The sequence below is a fragment of the Azonexus sp. genome, assembly GCF_036170495.1.
Classification (GTDB): Bacteria; Pseudomonadota; Gammaproteobacteria; order Burkholderiales; family Rhodocyclaceae; genus Azonexus.
In genome coordinates this window covers 1-21601 of the sequence record NZ_JAVHPH010000290.1, presented here as the reverse complement: position 1 = coordinate 21601, position 21601 = coordinate 1, and the positions used below count along the sequence as shown (strand labels likewise).

Here is a 21601-nt window from a genome sequence, read left to right as displayed (position 1 = left end):
AAACGGCTATTCAATGACTGTAATCAGGCCACCGAAGGCTGCAGCGCAATCACCGCCATACCAACGAGAGCAATCCCCGCACCCAGCGCATCCCAGCGAGTCAGCGCGACACCATCGACGAAATGCAGCCAGAGCAGCGCGACGGCAATATACATCCCGCCATACGCGGCATAAGTCCTCCCCGCCGCAGTCGGGTGCAGGGTCAGCAGCCAGGCGAAAACGGCCAGCGAAAGCGCCGCCGGAAGGAGCAAGAGGAGGCTCTTGCCTTGCTTCACGACCAGCCACGGCAGGTAACAACCAACGATTTCGGCAACGGCAGTGACGGCAAACAACAGACTCAGGCGCAACAGTTCCATGGCTTATCTCGAACGAACAGAGTCCGCCATACTGCCTCAACTTGCCTACTGTTGTGCCAGCAGCCCAAAAGTCATGGCTCCGCCGAGATTTGCCGACAGCACCTGCGACCTGGCCGGCGTTTTTGCAATTCAATTTTGGGCGTTTTTTCCGGTTGGCCGTAGCAAGACCGGTTGACCGCAGAATCGCGATGGCTCGGCCGCAGAATCGAATCGGCGATAAGCAGCCGAAATCACATCAGTGACCTGCCTTTGTCGGGCGGCGGTTGCGTGCCCAATCCGGCCGTTGAGTTCTTCGTAGCTCCAACGGCAGCTAACAAAGTCGAGCAGTCATAAAGCCCGATCACCCACCGACAGTGCATCGGCCATTGCCGCCATTCAGCCATCCATCCGTATCGGTCAGCAATGGACCGGATAGCTGCCGGTCAGTAACAAATCAAGCCGAAAGGCAGCTTCCTCATTCGGCGAATGCGTACTCAGTGCCCTAAACCGACGTAGCCGTTTCCCGAGAGCAGCCGTTCAACCAGCGTGCAATTGCGGAAACGTCTGTGTCCCACTCACTGACAGAATGTCCCTCTTCAGTGACCGTACAGCGAGAGGCGAGGTGATTGCAAAAATCACCATCTCGGGCAAATACCTGTTGGACGAAGCAGTGCTGGCCTTCGCGATAGATGATCCAGGCAAACCTGGGGTCATAGGCGAGAGCTACTGAGGCGGCTCCATCAATGAGTTTGCGCAGTTCAGCTCTCCAGATACACTCCAGTTCATCAACGCTTCCGAAGATTGGATAGCAGGTGAACTGCTCGGCGAAATCGCCAATCGAGATTTCGCCTAAACGCTGACCATCAACATTACATTGATGGGGCGGAAGCACTCGGATAGAGAACATGTGGGCGGCCTAACATAGTGCTGGAGAACCAGCGCAGTTTTATGTACGTGTCCTGGCATCGTGCCATTACGCACATGGAATGGCAATATCGACCGGCGGGTATTGGCCGGTTGCGCCAATTCGCTAGCGTCGCCTGATTGCAGACGTTCATGCTCGATCCAATTCGGCAACGGCCGCTTGCAGGAGCACAAGGCCAACGCGCACTCCCAGCCAGGAGCGGCCGGTGGCCGTTACATTTCACTTGCGGCGCGAGGGCGCGTGTCTATGCTGAAGCAATGCCATGACAGGTAGTGTTTCCCGTCCAAGAGCGACCGTCGAGGGCGGCGTCACGGAACGGCGTCTCGCGGCCAGTCCTGCTACCACGAAATATCAATAGTCGGAGGAAATGTCATGTTTCGCAGATCAGTAATTTTCGCGGCGATAATCCTGCCCCTAGCCGTACACGCGCAAGATCCCGTGCAGACCGACGGGGACAAATACAACGCTATCTTTGAGAATGACTGCGTGCGAGTTCTAGACTACAAAGACGTTCCCGGTGACAAGACGAACCAGCACAAGCATCCGGCCTTTGTTCTTTACTCACTATCCAACTTCAAGCGATCAATTACTTTGCCGGATGGCTCAGTGTTGCAACGCCAGTTCAAGGCGGGTGATGTGATGTGGTCAAACGCGCAGACTCACATCGGGACAAATACAGGTGAAACGCCCACGCATGTCATCCTTGTTGAGATGAAGAGCCAAATCGGCGCCTGCGCAGCGAGGTGATGCCAACATTGCGGTAGCGAGGGACGCTCCACCGGGAAGCCGGCTCCGCGCCCCTCAACGGTTGAGCATGTATCGATTGCGTTCTTGTGAACGTCGGCCTCTCGCCTCAGTGAGTGACCGCAGAGGGTCGAAAGATCGAGTTCATCGAACAGCGAAGCAGTCATTGACCGCCATGAGCCGTCGAGCGGCAGTTGATCAGCGCATTGCCGACCGAGTCGGATTGCAGACCCAAGGTCGCCTTTGGCCGAGTACCACGAATTGGCCGACAGGCAGGTTTCGGAGCAGAGCAGCCGACTGAATGACCGCTGCTGCGGGATGCTGACTGGCCGCTACTGGCCGATTTCCGCCTGATGAACGTAGGGGAATCAGGAACGCCTGTTCCCGTGGTCATCCGGGCAGACATGCCGCAGATGGCCACCAAACCTCGCGCCCACCGGGCGCAGCTTCAGCCCTGAACCGGCTTTTTCCCGAACAGCGTATCGGTCAGCTTGACGTACCACGCGGCGGACTGGACCTGGATGATGTAGGCCAGGGTGATGACCAGGGCGGCGTCGGAGGCGGCGCTGCCGAAGGCGTTCATGGCCAGGGCCAGGGCTATCGACAGGTTGCGCATGACCGTGCCGTAGACCAGCGCGATGGCATCGCCACGCGGCAGCAGGGCCTTGGCGACGAGGGTGCTGAGCAGGTAGTTGATGCCGTAGAGGGCGAGCAGCGGGCCGACGAGTTGCAGCAGTTCGGCCGGCTGGGCGGCGAGTTGCTGGGCTTTGAGGGCCATGGCGACGAAGACGATGCCGAGCACGCCGAGCGTCGAGAAGGGCGGGAACCTCGGTCCCCATTCGGCCTGAAAAGCCTTCTGCCCGTGCTTCTTGAGCAGGTAGCTTTGGGTGAAGTGACCGGCCACCATGGGCAGGAAGACGATGAAGACGATCTGCGAAAACACCGCCCACAGATCGACCGGCACCGCCGCGCCCATCAGCCATTGGACGTAGAACGGGGTGGCCAGTGAACCGAGGATCAGGCCGAGCACGGTCATCTTGACGGCCGCGCCGAGGTTGCCGCCGGCAAAGCCGGTCCACGAAATGGTCATGCCCGAGGTTGGCAGCAGCGCGGCGAGCAGCAGGCCCATGGCGTAATACGGCTGGGTCGGGAAAAAGGTTTGGCCAAGGCCGAAAGCGACGAAGGGGATGATGGCGAAGTTGATCAACTGGGCAAGCAGTTGCGCCTTGCTGTCGCCGCCTTCGAGCACTTTGCTCAGCTTGAGCGTGACCATCATCGGATAAACCATCAGGAAGGTCAGCGGGACGATCAGCGACTTGAGCCAGGCGGTCGGTGCCAGCAGGCCAAAGCCGAAACCGAGCACCATCATGACCGGAATGGCGAGGATCAGATTCTTTGAAACAAAGGACAAAAACTTCAGCACGATGCGCTCCAGAAGCCCCGCAATGGCTCTCGGTTACATAAGCAAACAATTATATACCTCGGGTTTTCCGTCATTCGTTTAACATCAGCATTTGCTAATTTTCTCTTCAGAAAAGCCCTGCCCGCCCATGACCCGCCTCCTCCGTTCCCGCCGCAGCCTGCTTGTCATTGCAGGCATTGCCATCGTGGCCTTGCTTGTCGCCGGCTATGCCGGCTGGGGTGGCGAGCGCGTCGTGGTGGCCGTGGCCGAACGCGGCGAATTGCGCCAGGCGGTGGTGGCCAGCGGCCGGGTGCGGACGCCGCAGCGCATCGAGGTGGCGGCGCAGATCAGCGCCCGCGTCGTCGCCGTCAAGGTGCGTGAAGGCGATGCCGTGACGGCCGGCCAGACGATGGTCCAGCTCGACGACACCGAATGGCGGGCGAGTGCCGCCCAGGCCCGGGCCAGCCTGGCGCAGGCCGAGGCCAAACAGCGCCAGCTCGACCGCCTCGGCCGGCCGGTGGCCGAGCAAAGCGTGCAGCAGGCGGAAGCCAACGCACTGCAGGCGAAGCGCCATTTCGAGCGGGTCGGCGAACTGGTTGCCAAGGGTTTCTACAGCACCGCCCAGCTCGACGATGCCCGGCGCAACGCGCAGGTCGCCGACAGCCAGTGGCAGGCGGCCAAATTGCAGTTGGCCAGCAACCAGCCGGGCGGCAGCGAGACGCAGGTCGTGCGCAGCAATGTCGAGCAGGCGCGCGCCGCGCTGGCCGTGGCCGAAGCGCGCCTGACCTACGCCACGCTAACGGCGCCGAGCGCCGGCCGGGTGCTGACGCGTAGCGTGGAAGCCGGCGACATGGTGCAACCGGGCAAGGTTTTGCTGACGGTCGCGCCGAATGGCGACACCGAACTGACGGCGCAGATCGACGAGAAAAACCTCGCCCTGCTCCAGCTTGGGCAGACGGCGCTGGCCTCGGCCGATGCCTATCCGGGCGAACACTTCACGGCCGAGGTCACCTACATCGCCCCGGCTGTCGATGCCCAGCGCGGCTCGGTCGAAATCCGCCTGCGCGTCGCCGAGCCGCCGGCTTACCTGAAGCATGAAATGACTGTTTCCATCGACATCGCCTCGGCCCACCGCGCCGACACGCTGATCGTGCCGGCCGATGTCGTGCGTGACCAGGCTTCCGGCCAGCCGTGGGTGATGGTGGTGCGCGAGGGCGTGGCGCAGCGCCAGCCGGTCAAGCTCGGTATCCGCGGCGCCGGCCGGGTGGAAATCCTCGATGGCCTCGTTGCTGGCGAAGCCTTGGCCGCAGCCAGCCAGAACCTGGCCGAGGGCCGCAAGATTGCTACGGTCAACCGGAAATAACGGCCAAAAATGAAATCCTGGATGCCTTTCGAGTGGATCGCCGCCATCCGCTTCCTGCGTGAGGGCCGCATGCAGTCGCTGCTGATTATCGTCGGCGTCGGCGTTGGCGTCGCCGTCATCGTCTTCATGTCGGCGCTGCTCTCCGGGTTGCAGGCCAATCTGGTCAAACGCACGCTCAGTTCGCAGGCCCACATCGTTTTGTTGCCGCCCGAAGAAATCGCCCGGCCGCAATCGCCGGCGGCCGGCATTGCGCTCCGCCTGCAAAAACAGGCCCAGCGCCTGCGCTCGATCGATCAGTGGCAGCAGATTCAGGCCCGGCTGGAGGTGTTGCCGAACATCGCCGCCATTTCGCCGATAGCTTCCGGCCCGGCCTTCGTCGTACGCGGCGACGCCAACAAGGCGATCACCCTGCTCGGCATCGACCCGGTGCGCTACAGCGGCATCATCGCCCTGCCCGAACGCATGATCGCCGGCCAGTTGCGCGTCGGCGCCGGCGAAGCGGTGATCGGCATCGAACTGGCCAAGGACCTCGGCGCCGACATCGGCGACAAGATCCGTGTCACGACTGCTGGCGACGCGACCGAAACCTTCACCGTCACCGGCCTGTTCGACCTCGGCAACAAGGGCGTCAATGCCCGCAACGTCTATGTCAGCCTGCGCTCGGCGCAAAGCCTGCTCGATCTGGTCGGCGGCGTGTCGAGCATCGACATTTCGCTGCACGACATCGACGAGGCCGAACGACTGGCCAGCAAAATTGCCGCCGAAACCGGGTTGACCGCAGATAGCTGGATCAAGACCAACGCCCAGTTCGTCACGGCGCTGACCTCGCAGCGCGTGTCGAGCAACGTCATCCGTTTCTTCATCGGCCTCTCGGTCGCCTTCGGCATCGCCAGCGTGCTCGTCGTTTCGGTCATCCAGCGCGCCCGCGAAATCGGCATCCTGCGCGCCATGGGCGCCTCGCAGGGGCAGATGCTGCGCATTTTCCTGCTCCAGGGCGGCATTGTCGGCTTCTTCGGTTCCCTGCTCGGCTCCGGTCTGGCCTGGACTTTCCTGATGCTCTGGCGGCTCATGGCGCGCAACCCGGACGGCACGCCGATGTTCATCATCGGCGTCGACCCATGGCTGGTCGCCATCGCGGCCGGCGGCGCCAGTCTGGTCGGCATCCTCGCCGCCCTGCTGCCAGCCCGCCGGGCGGCGCGGCTTGATCCGGTGGTGGCGATCCGTGGTTGATCCCGTGACGACAACGCCCGTTCTCCAGCTCAAAAACATCCGCAAATCCTACGGCAGCGGCGAAACGGAAAGCGAAATCCTGCACGGCATCGACCTGCGCCTCGAACGCGGCGAATTCGCCGCCCTGATCGGCCCCTCCGGCTCGGGCAAAAGCACCCTGCTCAACCTCATCGGCCTGCTCGACCGACCGAGCGGCGGCCAGCTGTTCATCGACAGCCAGGAAACCGGCCAGCTCGACGACACCGGCCTGACCCGCCTGCGCGGCCAGCGCATCGGCTTCGTCTTCCAGCACCACCACCTGATTCCTGCCTTCACGGCGCTGGAAAACGTCGCCATGCCGCTGCTCGTCGCCCGCGGCCGGCCCGATGCCGAGATGTTCGACCAGGCCGGCCGGCTGCTCGACCAGGTCGGCCTTGCCGAACGCAAACAGAACCTCGCCAACCAGCTTTCCGGCGGCCAGCAACAGCGCGTCGCCATCGCCCGCGCCCTGGCCATGAGCCCTTCGCTGGTGCTCGCCGACGAACCCACCGGCAACCTCGACACCCATTCCGCCGACGACGTCTTCGCCCTGCTCCGCGAGGTCAACACCCGGCTCAACACGACCTTCCTGATCGTCACCCACGACCGCCGCCTCGCCGCCCGTTGCGACCGGATCATCGAAATGGTGGACGGCGACATCGTCGCCGACGACCGGGTTCACGATAAATTACCAGCCTGACCACGACGGAAACCACCATGAACAAACTGCTTACCTTCGGCGAACAGATCAACGGCTACGAGGTTCCCGTCCTCAACGAGCGGGAAGTCCGGGCCAGCGCCGGCATCCTGTTTTTCCTGGCCCTGATCGCCTTCATGAACGCCTGGCTGGTCGGCGACTTTCGCTTCACGCGCGTCTTCGTCGTCGCCTTCCTGATCGATTTCAGCATCCGCGTCTTCATCAACCCGAAATATGCTCCCAGCCTCGTTCTTGGCCGCCTGATGGTGCGCCGGCAGCAGCCCGAATACGTCGGCGCGCCGCAAAAGCGCTTCGCCTGGGCCATCGGCTGGACACTGGCGCTGGCCATGCTGTTTCTCGTCGTCATCAACCGCGTCATCGGGCCGGTCAACCTGATCATCTGCGCCACCTGCCTGCTCCTGATGTTCTTCGAAACGGCCTTCGGCATCTGCCTCGGCTGCAAGATCTACAACCTGTTCAGCCGCCGTCAGGCCCAGCTTTGCCCCGGCGGCGTTTGCGAGACGCGAACGGCCTTGCCGGTCAGCCGCGCCCAGATGGCGGTGACCGTGCTGTTCTTCGTCGGCATGGTATTCATCGGGCGCGCCCTGCTGAACGACGCCGGCGATGCCGAATCTCAACCGGCCGCCGTTGCAACGCCCGAAACGGCCCAGCCCGTCAGCGAATGCACGCCACCGGATTGGGCGGTCGCGATGGACCATGCCGACAAATGGAAGCTGCACCACAACTGCAAATAAGCTGAAAACGGACAGAACATGAGCGCCCGCCAAAAACTCATCGCAACTTTCGCCATCGCCCTCCTCAACCTCTTGCCGGCACTTTCCCAGGCCGCCCCGCCAACCGTCGAAATCATCGCCATGGCCCATCCGCCAGTACAAAGCGCTCTCAAGCCATTGCGCGAATGGCTGGCCGACCAGGCCGGCAAAGTCCGGGTCGCCGAAATCGACGCTGAAAGCCCGACCGGCGAAAAGCGCCTTGAAACCATCGGTCTCAAAGGCCACGTCCCCATTGCCATCCTGATCGACGGCAAAGCCCGGTTCCAGCGCAAGAACGGCAGCGCCGTCAATTTCATCAACTTCCCGGCCGTCAAGGAAAGCCCGCCCGGGATTCGCGGCGACTGGCTGACCGAAGACGTGCAGGCGGCGGTGGTCGAGCGTTTGGGCAAGGCCGGGCGCTAAGCGCTGTGCCGACCGGCGGTTGGCCCGGAACCGGCTATCCTGAAACAAGCGCAGCATCTCAAGCCGCGCCGACCAACATGTTTTCCCGCCTCCTTTTCGCCTCCCTGTTTAGCCTGTGTCTCGCCTTCCCGGCCTGGGCGCAGGGCGAGGTTGATCTTTACCTGTTCTGGTCCTTGCGCTGCCCGCACTGTCTTGAAGCGCGACCGCAGGTGCAGGCGCTGGCCGCAGAGCAGCCGTGGCTACGCCTGCATGACCACGAAATCACCCAGTCGCCGGAAAACCTCGAACGCTTCGTCACCATGGCGCGCCAGCTTGGCGAAGAGGCGCAGTCCGTACCGACGCTCATTTACTGCGGCCGCATGGAGGTCGGCTGGGATGATCGCCCGAAGGCCCAAGCGGCCCTGCTCGCCCGACTGGAAGCCTGCCGGGACGTTAGCAGCGGGACTGCGAAGCCCATCGTCAACGAGCCACTGAACCTGCCGCTGATTGGCGAAATCGATCCGGCGTCAGCCTCGCTTCCCCTGCTCACCCTGCTGCTGGCTGGGCTGGATGCCTTCAACCCCTGCGCCTTTTTCGTGCTGCTCTTTTTGTTGTCGCTGCTCGTCCACCAGCATCAGCGCCGCCGGATGCTGCTCATCGGCGGCGTCTTCGTCGCTTTTTCCGGGCTGATGTATTTCGCCTTCATGGCCGCCTGGCTCAATCTGTTTCTCGTCGTCGGCAGCCTGCCCTGGGTCACCGCCGGCGCCGGGCTGGTTGCCTTGCTGATCGGGGCGTTCAACATCAAGGATTTCGTCGCTTTCAAGCGCGGGCCTTCGCTGTCGATTTCGGAAGGACGCAAGGCCGATATTTTCCAGCGCGGCCGGCGCATCCTGGCCGCCGGCAGCCTGCCGGCCATGCTGGCGGCAACCATCGTCCTGGCCATTGCCGCCAATTTCTACGAACTGCTGTGCACAGCCGGCTTCCCGATGGTTTTCACGCGCCTGCTTACCTTGCGCGAGCACCGCCTCGGCCAGCATTACCTCTATCTGGCGCTCTACAACGTGATCTACGTCTTGCCGCTACTCGTCATCGTGCTCGCCTTTGTCCGCTCGATGGGCAGGCGCAAGCTCAGCGAACGCGATGGCCGACTGCTCAAACTGCTCTCCGGGCTGATGATGGCCGGCCTCGGCGCCGTCCTGCTACTGGCGCCGGAACGCCTCGACCAGCCGACGGTGGCACTGGCCTTGCCGGCCACAGCCGTGGCGTTGACCTGGCTGGCCAGGCGCTACGGTCGACTTTGATTTTGGCCGTTTTTTACGGTTGACCGTAGCAACCTTGATAAACACCGAAAAATCAGGCTCAGATCTGTGCGAACTGCGCGCGCAAATCCTCGACAACAACGCTTGCGCCGCGAACCTTGAAAAAGGCACCATCAGCGTCAGCGCGTTCCTCCAGCACTTCGCAACTGGCGAAGATTTCCTTGCGCAACTGCTGCGCCGACCAGGGCAGGAAAAGCTCGGCCTCGACGTGATCGCGCTGGAAAAAAGCGATGATCTTCATGCGTAGCGCGGCCACTTCCTCGGGCCGGCGGGCGCTCATCACGACGCAATCCGGATACTTCTCCCGCAAGGCCGCTTCGCACTCGGCCTGTGCCTCGGCATCGCCGACGTGGTCGATCTTGTTGAAGATGCGCAGGCGCGGCACGACATCGGCACCAATCTCTTCGAGCACCTTGTCGGTCACTTCCAGTTGACGCTCGAAACCGGAGTCGCTGGCGTCGATAACGTGGAGCAGCAGCGAGGCATCGAGCGCCTCATCGAGCGTGGACTTGAACGACGCCACCAGACCGTGTGGCAGGTTCTTGATGAAGCCGACCGTATCGCTGACCAGCACGCGCGGCACGCTCTCCGGATACAAGGCGCGGACGGTGGTGTCGAGCGTCGCGAACAGCTTGTTGGCGACCAGCACTTCGCTGCCGGTCAGCGCGCGCATCAGCGTCGACTTGCCGGCATTGGTATAGCCGACGAGCGCCACGGCGGCCTGGCTCTGGCGCTCCTGACGACGGGCCCGCTGGGTCTTGCGCTCGGCTTCCATGGCAAGGATTTCGAGCTGTAGTTCGGCGATCCGGTCGCGGATCTTGCGTTTGTCGAGTTCGGTGTGCGACTCGCCGGCCCCGCGGCCGCCGACACCGCTGCGCTGCCGACCCTGCGGCCCGGCCAGCTTGGCCGCCTCGCGCAGGCGCGGTGCCATGTAGCCGAGGCGGGCGATTTCCACCTGCGCCTTGGCCGCCCGTGAGCGGGCATTGCGATGGAAAATTTCGAGGATGACCATGGTCCGGTCCATGACCTCGCAACCAGCCTCGATTTCCAGATTGCGCGCCTGCGACGGCGAGATTTCGTGATCAACGAGAATCGCGTCGATTTCCGGCAGATTCGACTCGGCCAGCGACAGCACCTCGTCGCCCGCCTCGTCAAAAATCGGCTCGCCGTGCACGAAAGCGCGTATCTCCTGCCGCTTGCCAACGCCGAGATAACCCGTCGTATCGAAGCTCGTGCGCTTCTGCACGAAGCTATGGACGACCTTGAAACCCAGGGTCTTGGCCAACTCACGCAACTCCATGAGCGACGCCTCAAACTCGACGTCGGTGACGTTCGGCAGTTGTACGGCCGCGGCAACGGCAACCCTGAGTTTTTGTTCTACTTCCGTCTGCATCCGAAATTTTTTCTCTTGATTTGGCGAAGGCAGATAGTAACCGGCAATGGATTGGTTGACAGCCATTGCCCCCTTGGCCAGAAGACCTCAAATAACAAAAAACGGGGAGCAAGCTCCCCGTTTCGTCTGTTCAAACAACATCACGGTGTTGGCGAACCATCCTTGAGATACCGCGGAGATCGCGGCCCGTAGAGAATCCCGTTCGGACGCCCGGCAGCCAGCAAACGGTTGCTCGTCATGCCGGCGATGGCATGCCCGCGGTTGCTCAGACTGTCGATGATCTGGCTGACGACAGCCTTGACCAGCAAGCCTACCAGCCCGCCACCGGAGTTGTTGTTTCCTTCGTTGCTGGAGGCCGTTGCGCTGCCCTCCCAAAGGGTCTTGCCGCTGCGCAGATCAACCAGCCGGCCCTCGGCAGTCACCCGTGTCTCGCTCATCACGATGGCGTAGGTGGTGCCGTACTGCCTGACGTTGATGTACAGGGCCGCATCGGCACCAAAAATTTCACGAAGTTTGCTGGCCGACACCTGATGAATATCGGCCGGCGTCGTCATGCCGTTTTGCTTGAAGGTTTCATCAACCAGCGTCACCGGCAAGACGTAGTAGCCGGATTCAGCCAGCGGCAAGGTGGCGTGGGACAGCATGCTGTAGGTTGCATTGACATCCGGCGAACCATTCAGGGGCGGCAGCACGAGAATTGAAGCCGGCCGGCTTTCGCGAAAGGCTGAATAGTCGTACTTCGCCTGCGTCGCGCAACCGCTCAGCAGCAGGAAACCGGTCACGAGCGCCAGCCATTTGAAGGAGACAAGTTGTTTCATTGGCCCACCTTGGCATCGACTTGCGGTGAAAATTTCTTGAGCAGGAAATCCATGAAGGTCGTGCTTTCGGGGAACTGCTTCTTTTCCGCCTCAAGTTGCTCAACCAGACGCTCGGACCGCCCTGTCTGGCCATAGAGCATGGCGAGGTGGGCCTGGAAACCGGGCGGCAACGCCTTGCCCTGCGAGCGCGCCTCTTCACGCACGGCTTCAAGCGCCGCAATCTGCTCTTCGGGGCCCTTCTCACCTTTGAAGTGGCCGTACACCTGGGCCTGATAATCCCCCCAGTAATACAGCGGCTGGGGACGAGAAACGCAGCCGGCCAGGAGGAGCGACGAGAACACGGCCAGCCCGCAGAGGCGGGCTGCCTTTGGGAAAAATTTCATGATCTGGTTTGCTCGGTCAGTCTCAGTTGGCTGGGCGCCATGCACCCGCATCAATCCCGGCAACCAATGAATCAACGGCCTCGCGAATGGCCAGATCGAGCACCTTGCCGTTGAGGGTCGAGTCGTAGCTCGCCGTGCCGCCGAAACCAACCACCTCGCGATTCGACAAGCTGTATTCACCGGCACCTTGCGCCGAATAGACAACTTCCGAGGTTTGCACGTCAACCACGTTCAAGGCCACCTTGGCGTAGGCGATCTGCTGCTTGCCGCGACCGAGGATGCCGAACAGCTGATGATCGCCGACTTCCTTGCGGCCAAACTCGGTTACATCACCGGTCACCACGTAGCGGGCGCCCTTGAGGGCCTGATTGGTCTTGGCCAGAGCGGCTTCCTGCTTGATCTCGGACATGTTTTCACGATCGAGGACGCTGAAGCGATTGGTTTGCTGCAGATGGGTGATCAGGATCGTCTTGGCCTGGCTGCCCAGACGATCGACGCCATCGGTAAAGATGCCGCGCATGAAGCTCGAGCGATTGTCGAACTTGCCGATCGAAATGGGATTGCGCACACCGTTGTAAGGCCGCGCCGATGAGACCGATTTCGCCACGGCGAGGCTGCGTGAATCTTCCGTAGCACAACCACCCAAGGCGCCAACCAAGGCGCTGACAATAACCAGGGGGATGAGTTTTCTCTTCATGCTATTGCCTCGCAAAAGTTACGGTTCGTTCAAAACAAGGCCGAAATTATAGCATCATCATTAAATTGATTTTTCTCGAACTCCTCTTCGGACAAGCATCTTGCGTTTTTTTGGGCCTCTCTTGAGCGTGCGAAGACGGATGGTCACCGGCAATGAGAGTCGGACCAAGGCATTGCCCAGTGCATGCTCGCGGCCATTCAAGCCAGGCAGATGAACTATCCACCCAGCTTCACATCAACGGAGAAGGCTCAACTCAATTGACGCCTGAACGCTTGATCAGTGCCTGCAGTTCGCCGACGATACCGCGCCGGAAGCTGAGCACGCAGATCACGAAAATCACGCCCATGATCACCGTCACCCACGAGCCGACCGAGTCGGCGAGCTGGGTTTGCAGGGCGACGATGGTGGCGGCGCCGACGATCGGGCCGAGGATGGTGCCGAGGCCACCGAGCAGGGTCATCAGCACCACTTCGCCCGAGGCATGCCAGTGCACATCGCTCAGTGAGGCGAGCTGGAAGACCAGCGTCTTGGTCGCCCCGGCCATGCCAGCCAGGGCGGCCGAAATGATGAAGGCGATCAGCTTGAACTTGGCGACGTCGTAGCCGAGCGAAATAGCGCGCGGCTCGTTCTCGCGGATGGCCTTGAGAATCTGGCCGAAGGGCGAATGGATGGTGCGGTAGATGACGAAGAAGCCGAAACAGAAGATGGCAAAGACCAGGTAATACATGGCGATGTTGTCGGAGAGATCGAGCAAGCCGAACAGGTGGCCGCGCGGCACGCCCTGCAGGCCGTCCTCGCCGCCGGTTTCCTTGATCTGGATGGCGAGGAAGAAGACCATTTGGGCCAGGGCCAGGGTAATCATCGCAAAGTAGATGCCGGTGCGCTTGATGGCCAGAGAACCGAACAGCCAGCCGAGCAGGCCGGCCGCCACAGTGCCGGCGAGAATGCCGACTTCCGGCGTGACGCCGACATCGCGCACCATCATGCCGCAGACGTAGCCCGCCGTGCCAAGGAAGGCAGCGTGCCCGAAGGAGAGCAGGCCGGCAAAGCCGAGCAGCAGGTTGAAGGCGCAGGCGAACAGCGCGTAGCAGAGGATTTTCATCAAAAAAGTGGGGTAGACCGCAAAAGGTGCGATCAGGCCGATGACGAACAGCACGCCGAGGAGCAGCGGCAACTTCGACTCGGCAAACGAGACCGGCGCATTCATGAGGTTTTCCTTCGATTTTTCACTTGTCGCGTTTCAGGACTTGCCGAACAGACCTGCCGGCCGCAGCAGCAGAACGATGACCATGATGACGAAAACGACCACGCTGGAGGCTTCCGGATAGAACACCCTGGTCAGGCCTTCGATCAGGCCGAGGCCGAGGCCGGTCAGGATCGAGCCCATGATCGAACCCATGCCGCCGATCACCACGACGGCAAAGACGACGATGATCAGGTTGGAGCCCATCAGCGGATTGACCTGGAAGATGGGCGCCGCCAGCACGCCGGCAAAGGCAGCGAGCGCGACGCCGTAGCCGTAGGTGAAGGTGATCAGCAGCGGCACGTTGATGCCCAGGGCCTGGACCATGGCCGAGTTTTCGGTGCCGGCGCGCAGGTAGGCGCCGAGCTTGGTGCGCTCGATCATGTACCAGGTGCCGAAACAGACGGTCAGCGAGGCGATGATCACCCAGCCGCGATAGATGGGCAGGAACATGAAGCCGAGATTGACGCCGCCGGAGAGCAGCTCGGGCACCTCGTAGCTTTCGCCGGAAATGCCGAACTGGTCGCGGAAAACACCTTCGAAAATCAGCGCCAGACCAAAGGTCAGCAGCAAGCCATAGAGGTGATCCAGCTTGTACAGCCGACGCAGCATCAGGCGCTCGATCAGCACGCCGGTGATGCCGACGATCAGCGGCGCGGCGATCAGCGAGACCCAGTAATTGATACCGAAGCGAGTCAGTGCTATCCAGGCGACGAACGCGCCCATCATGTACTGCGCACCGTGGGCGAAATTGATGATGTTGAGCAGGCCGAAGATAATCGCCAGCCCGAGACTGAGAATGGCGTAGAACGAACCGTTGATCAGCCCGATCAGCAGCTGGCTGCCGAGCAGGGCGGTCGAGATTCCGAAAATTTCCATGAGAGGCTCCGGGGATTCAATCCTGGCCCCGTTCGGGCTGAGCCTGTCGAAGCCCTTGGTGCATGGCCCTTCGACAGGCCCGTCCTGAGCAGGGTCGAAGGGCTCAGGGCGAACGGGGGGGATTTATTACTTCTTGATCAGCGGGCAGCGCGACAGCGACAGCGGCTGGAAGGCCTCGGCCGCCGGGATGGTCGCCTTGATCGTGTAGTAATCCCACGGGTACTTCGATTCGGCCGGCTTCTTGACCTGGACCAGGTACATGTCGTGCACCATGCGGCCGTCGTCGCGGATCTGCCCGTTCTTGGCGAAGAAGTCGTTGATCGGCGCCTTCTTCATCGCCGCCATGACTTTGCTCGTGTCATCGCTGCCGGCCGCCTTGACCGCCTTCAGGTAGTGGTAGATCGACGAGTACTGGCCGGCCTGGACCATGGTCGGCATCTTCTTCTGCTTGTCGAAGAAGCGCTTCGACCAGGCGCGGGTTTCTTCAGTGCGATCCCAATAGAAGCCGGTGGTCAGGAACATGCCCTGGGTCGGCTTGAGGCCGAGGGCGTGGACGTCGGTGATGAACATCAGCAGGCCGGCCAGCGACTGCTTGGGCGTGACACCGAACTCGGCTGCCTGCTTGATGGCATTGGTGGTGTCGGCACCGGCATTGGCCAGGCCGATCACCTGGGCGCCGGAGGCCTGGGCCTTGAGCAGGAAGGAGGAAAAGTCGGAGCCCGGGAAGGGGTGGCGTACTGCACCGAGCACCTTGCCGCCGTTGGCTGTGACGACGGCTGAGGAATCCTTCTCCAGCGCATGACCGAAGGCATAGTCGGCAGTCAGGAAGAACCAGCTCTTGCCGCCCTGCGTGGTCACTGCCTTGGCTGTGCCGTTGGCCAGCGCATAGGTGTCGTAGGTGTAGTGCACCGAAACGTCGTTGCACTGCTCATTGGTAATCGGCGTCGAGGCCGGGCCGTTCATGATGACGACACGGTCCTTTTCCTTGGCAACCTTCATCACCGCCAGCGCGGTGGAGGTGGTGACCAGCTCGGTCACCGTATCGACGTTCTCGCGCTCGATCCATTCCCGCGCCTTGTTCGAGGCGATGTCGGCCTTATTTTGGTGATCGGCGGTCACCACCTCGATTTTGAAGCTGGGCTTTTCTTTGGCAATGAAATCGTCAATGGCCATTCTGGTGGCCAGTATGGCCCCGGAGCCGGCAAGGTCGGAATAGGTGCCGGACAGATCGGTCAGCACGCCGATTTTTACCGAGCCGCCCGAAATCTGGGCCTGGGCACCGAAAGAAAGCGCAGCCAGAGCGGCGGCGCAGGCAGTTTTTGCATATTTTCTGGATGACATGGTGATTCCTCCTTATGGTTGTGGGCAAGCACGGTTAGACACCGAGCGTGTGATGCAGCCAGTCCATCTTTCCCGGGAGTTCGTCCCGGGTGATGGTGGCGATTATTTCTCCGTGTTCGAGCACGTAATGGCGATCAGCCAGCGGTGCAGCAAAGCGGAAATTTTGTTCGACCAGAATGATGGTGAAGCCGCGCATCTTCAGTTCGGTAATCACCTCGCCGAGCTTCTTGACGATGACCGGGGCGAGACCTTCGGTAATTTCGTCGAGCAATAGCAGCTTGGCCCCCGTGCGCAGGATGCGGGCCATCGCCAGCATCTGCTGCTCGCCGCCGGACAGCTTGCCGCCCGGGCTGGTGCGACGTTCGCCGAGATTCGGGAACATCGTGTAAAGCTCATCGACCGACATGCCACCGCTCGAAACAATGGGCGCCAGGGTCAGGTTTTCCTCGGCACTGAGCGAGGTAAAGATGGCCCGCTCTTCCGGGCAATAGCCGACGCCGTGGTGGGCGATCTTGTGGGTCGGCACGTGGATGACCTCGTTGCCGTTGACCATGATCGAGCCGGTTCGCCGCCCGACCAGGCCCATGATCGACTTGAGTGTGGTCGTCCGGCCCGAGCCGTTGCGGCCGAGCAGCGTAATGCATTCGCCCTTGGCAACGCTGAGGTCCAGCCCGTGCAAAATGTGCGATTCGCCGTAAAAGGTGTGCAGGTCGGTCAGGCGGAGATATTCGGGTTTGGGTTGAAAAGCACTGGTCATGGTCGTTTCCCGCCTAGTGATGCGCGTCGTTCATGTTGTCGGAACCGACGTAGGCTTCGAGCACCTGCGGATTTTTCGAGACCTCTTCGTAAGTCCCTTCGGCCAGCACGCTGCCCCGGGTCAGCACGGTAATCCGGTCGCACAGGTTGGCGACCACCGACAGATTGTGTTCGACCATCAGGATGGTGCGATTGACCGAGACCTTGCGAATCAGTTCGACAACACGGGCGATGTCCTCGTGCCCCATGCCCTGCGTCGGCTCATCGAGCAGCATCATGTCCGGCTCCAGCGCCAGCGTCGTGGCAATCTCTAGTGCCCGTTTGCGGCCATAGGGCATTTCGGCCGTCATTGTGTCGGCGAAGCTGCCCAGGTCGACCGCCTCAAGCAGTGCCATCGCCTCGTCGTTGAGCTTGTTGAGGCTCTTTTCCGATTTCCAGAAATGGAACTCGGTGCCCAGCTTGCGTTGCAGGCCGATGCGCACGTTTTCCATGACCGTCAGGTGCGGGAAGGTAGCGGAAATCTGGAAGGAACGGACAAAGCCCCGGCGCGCTGTAACCGCTGGCGCTTCGTGCGTGATGTCCTCGCCCTTGAAATGAATTGTGCCGGCGGTAGGCGGCAGGAATTTGGTGACCAGATTGAACACTGTCGTCTTGCCCGCGCCGTTCGGCCCGATCAGCGCGTGGATGGTGCCGCGCTGCACCTTGAGATTGACATCGGAAACAGCGGTAAAACCTTTGAATTCCTTGGTCAGACCGCGCGTTTCCAGAATGAAATCGCTCATTGCTTCTCCTGACCGCTTTGTCTTTGCTTGCGGCCGGCTATGGATGGCGAAGCAGGCACCGGGTCTGCTTGGCGCTGATCAGTCCAGAGATTGAATGTCACCACTGCCTCACCTCCGTCTTTAGTTGCCGATACTGCAACCGATTCATCTGAGGTTAATTATGGCACGAAAATATGCTGAATTGCTTGCCGGAACAGGGCTGTTAGCCTAGGGGTATACCCTTACGGGGAGCGACTTTCCGCGGTTTTGAACAGCACCTCATTGGCCACCGGTTTTTCAAATACCGTCGGGTGTTTGGCCACCAACACGTAAAATAGTTGCCCGTTGGCTTGCCGGTTCGGACTTATTACCCTCAAAGGAAACGAGATCGCCATGAATGACTCCATCCACGACATTTCCCTCAACAGCCTCGATGGACGCGCACTGACACTGGGCGAGTTCCGGGGGCAGGTCTTACTGGTTGTGAATGTCGCCTCGAAGTGCGGGCTGACGCCGCAATACGCCGGGCTTGAGAGCCTGTTCAGGCAGTATCGCGAGCGCGGCCTGCAGGTGCTGGGCTTTCCCTGCAACGACTTTGCGGCGCAGGAGCCGGGCTCAGCCGACGACATTCAGGATTTCTGCACGACCAACTACGGCGTCGACTTCCCGATGTTCGAGAAGCTCAATATCAACAGCCAACCACGGCATCCGCTCTATGCATCTTTGATCGCCGCCCAGCCGGAATCCGTGTTTCCGGCCGGCAGCGATTTCCGCGAGAAGCTGGCCGGTTATGGCTGCTCGCCCAAACAGCCGAGCGATGTGCTGTGGAATTTCGAGAAATTCCTGGTCGGGCGTGATGGCCGTGTTTTGCAGCGTTTTTCGCCGGATACCACACCGGACGATCCGACCCTGCTCGCCGCAATTGAAGCGGCGCTCGGCTGAGCCGCACCCAGCAACCAAAAACAAGAATACCGATGCCCCGCCCCCGCAAACCGGATGTCTGCCAGCCGACCGGCTCGGCCGAACTCGCCATGCTCGACGTTTACATGCCGATGATGAAATCCTCGGCGATCATTTCAGCTGGCCGGCTGGGCCTATTCGAGGCGCTGGTCGATGGCCCGCTGACGGCGGAAGAACTCGCCGCGAAGATCGATTCGAGCCTGCGCGGCACGGCGACGCTGGTCGATTTCCTGGTCGCCATCGGCTACCTCGAAAAACACGGCGAGACCTTTGCCAACACCGTCAGTACCCGACGCTGGTTCACCAGTGCCGGCCAGGTCGATTACACCCCCGGACTGCTGTGGACGCACGAGGCGTGGAGCATGATGGGCAGCCTGGCCGAAACGGTACGCAAGGGCGAGCCGGCGCAGACGCTGTGGGAGGCGATGATCGAACAGCCGCATCTCGGCCCGCTCTTCTCGTCCTACATGGGCGCCTTTGCCGCCGACCTTGGCCCTGATCTGCTGCGGCACGTGCCGGTATCGCCGGATTATCGCCGCCTGCTCGACCTCGGCGGTTCGCACGGCCTGCACTCGATCCGGTTTTGCCAGCACTACCCGCGGCTCGACGCGGTCATCGTCGACATGCCGAGCGCCCTGACCGAGACCGGGCCGGAAATCGAGAAAGCCGGGCTGGCCGGGCGCATCAGCCTGAGCCCCGGCACCTTGCAGGAGCACGATTGGGGGGACACCAACGATCTGGTCTTCTACCTGTCGGTCGCCCACAACCATTCGGCTGAAGAGAATCGCCAGGCCATCCGGCAGATTGGCGATTCGATGCGGCCGGGGGGGCTGCTGGTCATTCACGAATACCTGGCCGAAACCTCGCTCGATGCGCTCAACGCGGCTTTCCGCCTGACCCTGCTGCTGGAAACCGGCACCCAGACGCATCGTCATGAAGATTATTGCGTCTGGCTCGCGGCAGCCGGGTTTTCGGCGATCGAACGGATCGACCTTGAGCCGCGCGAAAAAGGCTCGCTGATTCTGGCCCGACGCCAAGCGTAAAGCCCATTTCAATTTTGGCCGTTTTCCCCGGTTGACCGTGGCAATCGCCCGACTAGGGATACAAGCCGCGCGTCGCCCGTGCTTCGAGCACCCGGCTGCAACCGATGACGAAAGCGGCTGAACGGAGCGGCATTTTGCGCTCTTCGGCCATCTGCCAAATGGCGTTGAAGGCCTCGGCCATGACCCGGTCGAGGCGGGCGTTGATTTCATCCTCGCTCCAGAAAAAGCTCGAAAAATCCTGCACCCACTCGAAATAGCTGACGGTGACGCCCCCCGCGTTGGCCAGCACGTCGGGCACGACGACGATGCCGCGCGCGGCGAGGATGGCGTCGGCTTCCGGCGTCGTCGGCCCGTTGGCGCCTTCGACGACGATCCGGGCAGCGATGCGCTCGGCGTTAAAGCGGTTGATCTGCGATTCGAGCGCCGCCGGGACGAGGAATTCGCAGGGCACGGCCCAGAAATCGTCGTTGCTGATGGTCGTTGTGCCGGGTGCCCCGAGCAGGGTCTTGTGTTCGCTCAGATGGCGTTTGAGAGCGGCCACGTCGAGCCCGGCTTCATTGAAAACCGTGCCGCTGACATCCTGAATGGCCACCACCCTGGCGCCGTGCCGGGCGAAGATCCGGGCGCTGGCCTCGCCGACATTGCCGAACCCCTGCACGGCGACGCGCGCCCCTTCGATCGGCACATTAAGGCGCCGTCCCGCCTCGCGGGCGCTGACAAAAACCCCGCGCCCGGTCGCATCCGGCCGCCCGAGCGAGCCACCGAGCGACAGCGGCTTGCCGGTCACCACGCCGGTCACCGTGCGCCCTTCACCCATCGAGTAGGTATCCATCATCCAGGCCATAATTTGGGCGTTGGTATTCATGTCGGGCGCCGGAATATCCTTGTCCGGGCCGATCATCGAGCTGATTTCACTGGTGTAGCGCCGGGTCAGCCCTTCCAGTTCGGCCATCGACAACTGGCGCGGATCGACGCGAATACCGCCCTTGGCACCGCCGAATGGGACATTGACGACGGCATTCTTGATGGTCATCCAGCCGGCCAGCGCCATCACTTCGGACAAGGTCACATCCTGGTGGTAGCGCACACCGCCCTTGCCCGGCCCGCGCGACGTATTGTGATGCACGCGGTAGCCTTCGAAGTGGGTGATCTGACCGTTATCGAGGCGGATCGGCACATCGACGATCAGCGAACGCTTCGGCCGGCGCAGGGTATCAACCCAGGGCAGCAGGGACTTGTCGAGCAACGGCGCCACCTGCTCGACCTGCTGCAGAAAGATATGCCAGGGACCGATGTTTTCTTTGGATAGGTAGGAAGGCAGTTGGGGCGTGCTCACGTCGATTCCTTTTAGGGCTGAACAAGCCCGCAGTGTCGCCCAACGCAGAGCGCCTGACTAGCGCGCCGTCAGGGCTTGCAGGTATGCTCATGAAAACATCGATCAACAGGAGACTCTCTGTGCCTGCACTGCTGCCCCAACCCGATCCCGATGGTCTACTCGAATATTCGGTGGTGTACACCGACCGTGCCCTCAACCACATGTCGCAACGCTTTCAGGGCGTCATGAAAGACATCTCGCGGCTGATCAAGAAGGCCTACAACGCCAAGTCGGCGATCATTGTGCCGGGTGGCGGCACCTTCGGCATGGAAGCAGTGGCCCGCCAGTTCGCCAGCCATCGCAAGGTGCTGGTCATCCGCAACGGCTGGTTCAGTTTCCGCTGGACGCAGATTTTCGACACCGGCCGGATTCCGTCCGAAAGCATCGTCCTCAAGGCCCGGCCAATCGGCAGCGGGCCACAGGCACCGTTTGCGCCGCCGCCAATCGAGGAGGTCGTCGCCGCCATTCGCCAGCACCGTCCGGAAGTCGTCTTCGCACCGCACGTCGAAACCGCGTCGGGCATGATCCTCCCCGACGACTACATCCGCGCCGTCGGCGAGGCCGTGCGTGCCGTCGATGGCTACTTCGTGCTCGACTGCATTGCTTCCGGCACGGTCTGGGTCGACATGGTCGCCAACCACGTCGACATCCTGATCAGCGCCCCGCAAAAAGGCTGGAGCGCCTCGCCGTGCTGCGCCATGGTCGCCCTCGGCGAACGCGCCCGCGCCCACATCGACGCAACGA

General features: G+C 61.7%; 22 protein-coding genes. 10 read left to right on the top strand and 12 right to left on the bottom strand.

The features are described from left to right. Positions 1-23: 23 nt before the first annotated feature. Positions 24-356, bottom strand: a complete 333-nt coding sequence (locus ADADOO_RS10420; protein WP_511277327.1) for a YnfA family protein — start codon at positions 354-356, stop codon at positions 24-26. A gap of 1276 nt (positions 357-1632) precedes the next feature. On the opposite strand from ADADOO_RS10420, the gene ADADOO_RS10415 reads away from it, so the two are divergent. Beyond that, positions 1633-2007, top strand: a complete 375-nt coding sequence (locus ADADOO_RS10415) for a cupin domain-containing protein (protein WP_511277326.1) — start codon at positions 1633-1635, stop codon at positions 2005-2007. Positions 2008-2452: 445 nt separating this feature from the next. Here ADADOO_RS10415 and ADADOO_RS10410 read toward each other — a convergent pair whose 3' ends face one another. Then, positions 2453-3427 carry an arsenic resistance protein gene (locus ADADOO_RS10410; protein ID WP_511277325.1) on the bottom strand — a complete coding sequence of 325 codons (975 nt, stop codon included), beginning with the start codon at positions 3425-3427 and terminating at the stop codon, positions 2453-2455. Positions 3428-3554: 127 nt separating this feature from the next. Here ADADOO_RS10410 and ADADOO_RS10405 point away from each other — a divergent pair, with 127 nt between their 5' ends. From ADADOO_RS10405 to ADADOO_RS10380, 6 genes are all read left to right on the top strand, one after another. Continuing rightward, positions 3555-4769 carry an efflux RND transporter periplasmic adaptor subunit gene (locus ADADOO_RS10405; protein WP_511277324.1) on the top strand — a complete coding sequence of 405 codons (1215 nt, stop codon included), beginning with the start codon at positions 3555-3557 and terminating at the stop codon, positions 4767-4769. Between the two features lie 9 nt (positions 4770-4778). After that, positions 4779-5999 carry an ABC transporter permease gene (locus ADADOO_RS10400; protein ID WP_511277322.1) on the top strand — a complete coding sequence of 407 codons (1221 nt, stop codon included), beginning with the start codon at positions 4779-4781 and terminating at the stop codon, positions 5997-5999. A gap of 4 nt (positions 6000-6003) precedes the next feature. Further along, complete coding sequence (locus ADADOO_RS10395; protein ID WP_511277320.1) at positions 6004-6717, top strand: ABC transporter ATP-binding protein; 714 nt, start codon at positions 6004-6006, stop codon at positions 6715-6717. A 17-nt stretch (positions 6718-6734) separates the two neighbouring features. Further along, complete coding sequence (locus ADADOO_RS10390) at positions 6735-7469, top strand: DUF4395 domain-containing protein (protein WP_511277319.1); 735 nt, start codon at positions 6735-6737, stop codon at positions 7467-7469. An 18-nt stretch (positions 7470-7487) separates the two neighbouring features. Further along, complete coding sequence (locus ADADOO_RS10385) at positions 7488-7910, top strand: hypothetical protein (protein ID WP_511277317.1); 423 nt, start codon at positions 7488-7490, stop codon at positions 7908-7910. Positions 7911-7987: 77 nt separating this feature from the next. After that, complete coding sequence (locus tag ADADOO_RS10380) at positions 7988-9190, top strand: NrdH-redoxin (protein WP_511277315.1); 1203 nt, start codon at positions 7988-7990, stop codon at positions 9188-9190. A gap of 58 nt (positions 9191-9248) precedes the next feature. Here the strand turns inward: ADADOO_RS10380 and hflX are convergent, their stop codons facing one another. The 9 genes from hflX to ADADOO_RS10335 all read right to left on the bottom strand — a co-directional run bounded on the left by hflX (position 9249) and on the right by ADADOO_RS10335 (position 17500). Continuing rightward, positions 9249-10601 carry a GTPase HflX gene (gene hflX / locus ADADOO_RS10375; protein WP_511277314.1) on the bottom strand — a complete coding sequence of 451 codons (1353 nt, stop codon included), beginning with the start codon at positions 10599-10601 and terminating at the stop codon, positions 9249-9251. 140 nt (positions 10602-10741) lie between these two features. Further along, positions 10742-11419, bottom strand: a complete 678-nt coding sequence (locus ADADOO_RS10370; RefSeq protein WP_511277313.1) for a DUF799 domain-containing protein — start codon at positions 11417-11419, stop codon at positions 10742-10744. Further along, the gene (locus ADADOO_RS10365; protein WP_511277311.1) at positions 11416-11802 is read right to left on the bottom strand and encodes a DUF4810 domain-containing protein; all 387 of its coding nucleotides are present in this window, start codon (positions 11800-11802) and stop codon (positions 11416-11418) included. The genes ADADOO_RS10370 and ADADOO_RS10365 overlap by 4 nt, the downstream gene beginning before the upstream one ends. A 22-nt stretch (positions 11803-11824) precedes the next feature. Continuing rightward, entirely contained in the window at positions 11825-12499 is a 675-nt protein-coding gene (locus ADADOO_RS10360) for a CsgG/HfaB family protein (protein WP_511277310.1), read from the bottom strand. Positions 12500-12752: 253 nt separating this feature from the next. Continuing rightward, positions 12753-13706 carry a branched-chain amino acid ABC transporter permease gene (locus ADADOO_RS10355; protein ID WP_511277308.1) on the bottom strand — a complete coding sequence of 318 codons (954 nt, stop codon included), beginning with the start codon at positions 13704-13706 and terminating at the stop codon, positions 12753-12755. A 33-nt stretch (positions 13707-13739) separates the two neighbouring features. Then, entirely contained in the window at positions 13740-14621 is an 882-nt protein-coding gene (locus tag ADADOO_RS10350; protein ID WP_511277306.1) for a branched-chain amino acid ABC transporter permease, read from the bottom strand. 126 nt (positions 14622-14747) lie between these two features. Continuing rightward, a complete protein-coding gene (locus tag ADADOO_RS10345; protein ID WP_511277304.1) occupies positions 14748-15962 on the bottom strand; it encodes an ABC transporter substrate-binding protein in 1215 nt (404 codons plus the stop codon). 34 nt (positions 15963-15996) lie between these two features. Beyond that, entirely contained in the window at positions 15997-16719 is a 723-nt protein-coding gene (locus tag ADADOO_RS10340; protein WP_511277303.1) for an ABC transporter ATP-binding protein, read from the bottom strand. 13 nt (positions 16720-16732) lie between these two features. Beyond that, a complete protein-coding gene (locus tag ADADOO_RS10335) occupies positions 16733-17500 on the bottom strand; it encodes an ABC transporter ATP-binding protein (protein ID WP_511277301.1) in 768 nt (255 codons plus the stop codon). A gap of 372 nt (positions 17501-17872) precedes the next feature. On the opposite strand from ADADOO_RS10335, the gene ADADOO_RS10330 reads away from it, so the two are divergent. Next, positions 17873-18421: a thioredoxin domain-containing protein gene (locus ADADOO_RS10330; RefSeq protein ID WP_511277300.1), complete on the top strand. Its 549-nt coding sequence runs from the start codon at positions 17873-17875 to the stop codon at positions 18419-18421. A gap of 32 nt (positions 18422-18453) precedes the next feature. Next, positions 18454-19482 carry a methyltransferase gene (locus tag ADADOO_RS10325; RefSeq protein ID WP_511277298.1) on the top strand — a complete coding sequence of 343 codons (1029 nt, stop codon included), beginning with the start codon at positions 18454-18456 and terminating at the stop codon, positions 19480-19482. A gap of 52 nt (positions 19483-19534) precedes the next feature. On the opposite strand, the gene ADADOO_RS10320 is transcribed toward ADADOO_RS10325, so the two are convergent. Then, on the bottom strand, positions 19535-20818 hold the full coding sequence (locus ADADOO_RS10320; RefSeq protein ID WP_511277296.1) for a Glu/Leu/Phe/Val family dehydrogenase: 1284 nt from the start codon (positions 20816-20818) through the stop codon (positions 19535-19537). Between the two features lie 119 nt (positions 20819-20937). On the opposite strand from ADADOO_RS10320, the gene ADADOO_RS10315 reads away from it, so the two are divergent. After that, a partial coding sequence (locus ADADOO_RS10315) for a pyridoxal-phosphate-dependent aminotransferase family protein (protein ID WP_511277295.1) occupies positions 20938-21601 on the top strand: 664 nt, incomplete at its 3' end.

Excerpts from the sequence above, each read along its gene's own strand:
- ADADOO_RS10420 (WP_511277327.1), bottom strand. The coding sequence starts at position 356 with ATGGAACTGTTGCGCCTGAGTCTGTTGTTTGCCGTCACTGCCGTTGCC.
- ADADOO_RS10415 (WP_511277326.1), top strand. The coding sequence starts at position 1,633 with ATGTTTCGCAGATCAGTAATTTTCGCGGCGATAATCCTGCCCCTAGCC.
- ADADOO_RS10405 (WP_511277324.1), top strand. The coding sequence starts at position 3,555 with ATGACCCGCCTCCTCCGTTCCCGCCGCAGCCTGCTTGTCATTGCAGGC.
- ADADOO_RS10400 (WP_511277322.1), top strand. The coding sequence starts at position 4,779 with ATGAAATCCTGGATGCCTTTCGAGTGGATCGCCGCCATCCGCTTCCTG.
- ADADOO_RS10390 (WP_511277319.1), top strand. The coding sequence starts at position 6,735 with ATGAACAAACTGCTTACCTTCGGCGAACAGATCAACGGCTACGAGGTT.
- ADADOO_RS10385 (WP_511277317.1), top strand. The coding sequence starts at position 7,488 with ATGAGCGCCCGCCAAAAACTCATCGCAACTTTCGCCATCGCCCTCCTC.
- ADADOO_RS10380 (WP_511277315.1), top strand. The coding sequence starts at position 7,988 with ATGTTTTCCCGCCTCCTTTTCGCCTCCCTGTTTAGCCTGTGTCTCGCC.
- hflX (WP_511277314.1), bottom strand. The coding sequence starts at position 10,601 with ATGCAGACGGAAGTAGAACAAAAACTCAGGGTTGCCGTTGCCGCGGCC.
- ADADOO_RS10370 (WP_511277313.1), bottom strand. The coding sequence starts at position 11,419 with ATGAAACAACTTGTCTCCTTCAAATGGCTGGCGCTCGTGACCGGTTTC.
- ADADOO_RS10365 (WP_511277311.1), bottom strand. The coding sequence starts at position 11,802 with ATGAAATTTTTCCCAAAGGCAGCCCGCCTCTGCGGGCTGGCCGTGTTC.
- ADADOO_RS10360 (WP_511277310.1), bottom strand. The coding sequence starts at position 12,499 with ATGAAGAGAAAACTCATCCCCCTGGTTATTGTCAGCGCCTTGGTTGGC.
- ADADOO_RS10355 (WP_511277308.1), bottom strand. The coding sequence starts at position 13,706 with ATGAATGCGCCGGTCTCGTTTGCCGAGTCGAAGTTGCCGCTGCTCCTC.
- ADADOO_RS10350 (WP_511277306.1), bottom strand. The coding sequence starts at position 14,621 with ATGGAAATTTTCGGAATCTCGACCGCCCTGCTCGGCAGCCAGCTGCTG.
- ADADOO_RS10345 (WP_511277304.1), bottom strand. The coding sequence starts at position 15,962 with ATGTCATCCAGAAAATATGCAAAAACTGCCTGCGCCGCCGCTCTGGCT.
- ADADOO_RS10340 (WP_511277303.1), bottom strand. The coding sequence starts at position 16,719 with ATGACCAGTGCTTTTCAACCCAAACCCGAATATCTCCGCCTGACCGAC.
- ADADOO_RS10335 (WP_511277301.1), bottom strand. The coding sequence starts at position 17,500 with ATGAGCGATTTCATTCTGGAAACGCGCGGTCTGACCAAGGAATTCAAA.
- ADADOO_RS10330 (WP_511277300.1), top strand. The coding sequence starts at position 17,873 with ATGAATGACTCCATCCACGACATTTCCCTCAACAGCCTCGATGGACGC.
- ADADOO_RS10325 (WP_511277298.1), top strand. The coding sequence starts at position 18,454 with ATGCCCCGCCCCCGCAAACCGGATGTCTGCCAGCCGACCGGCTCGGCC.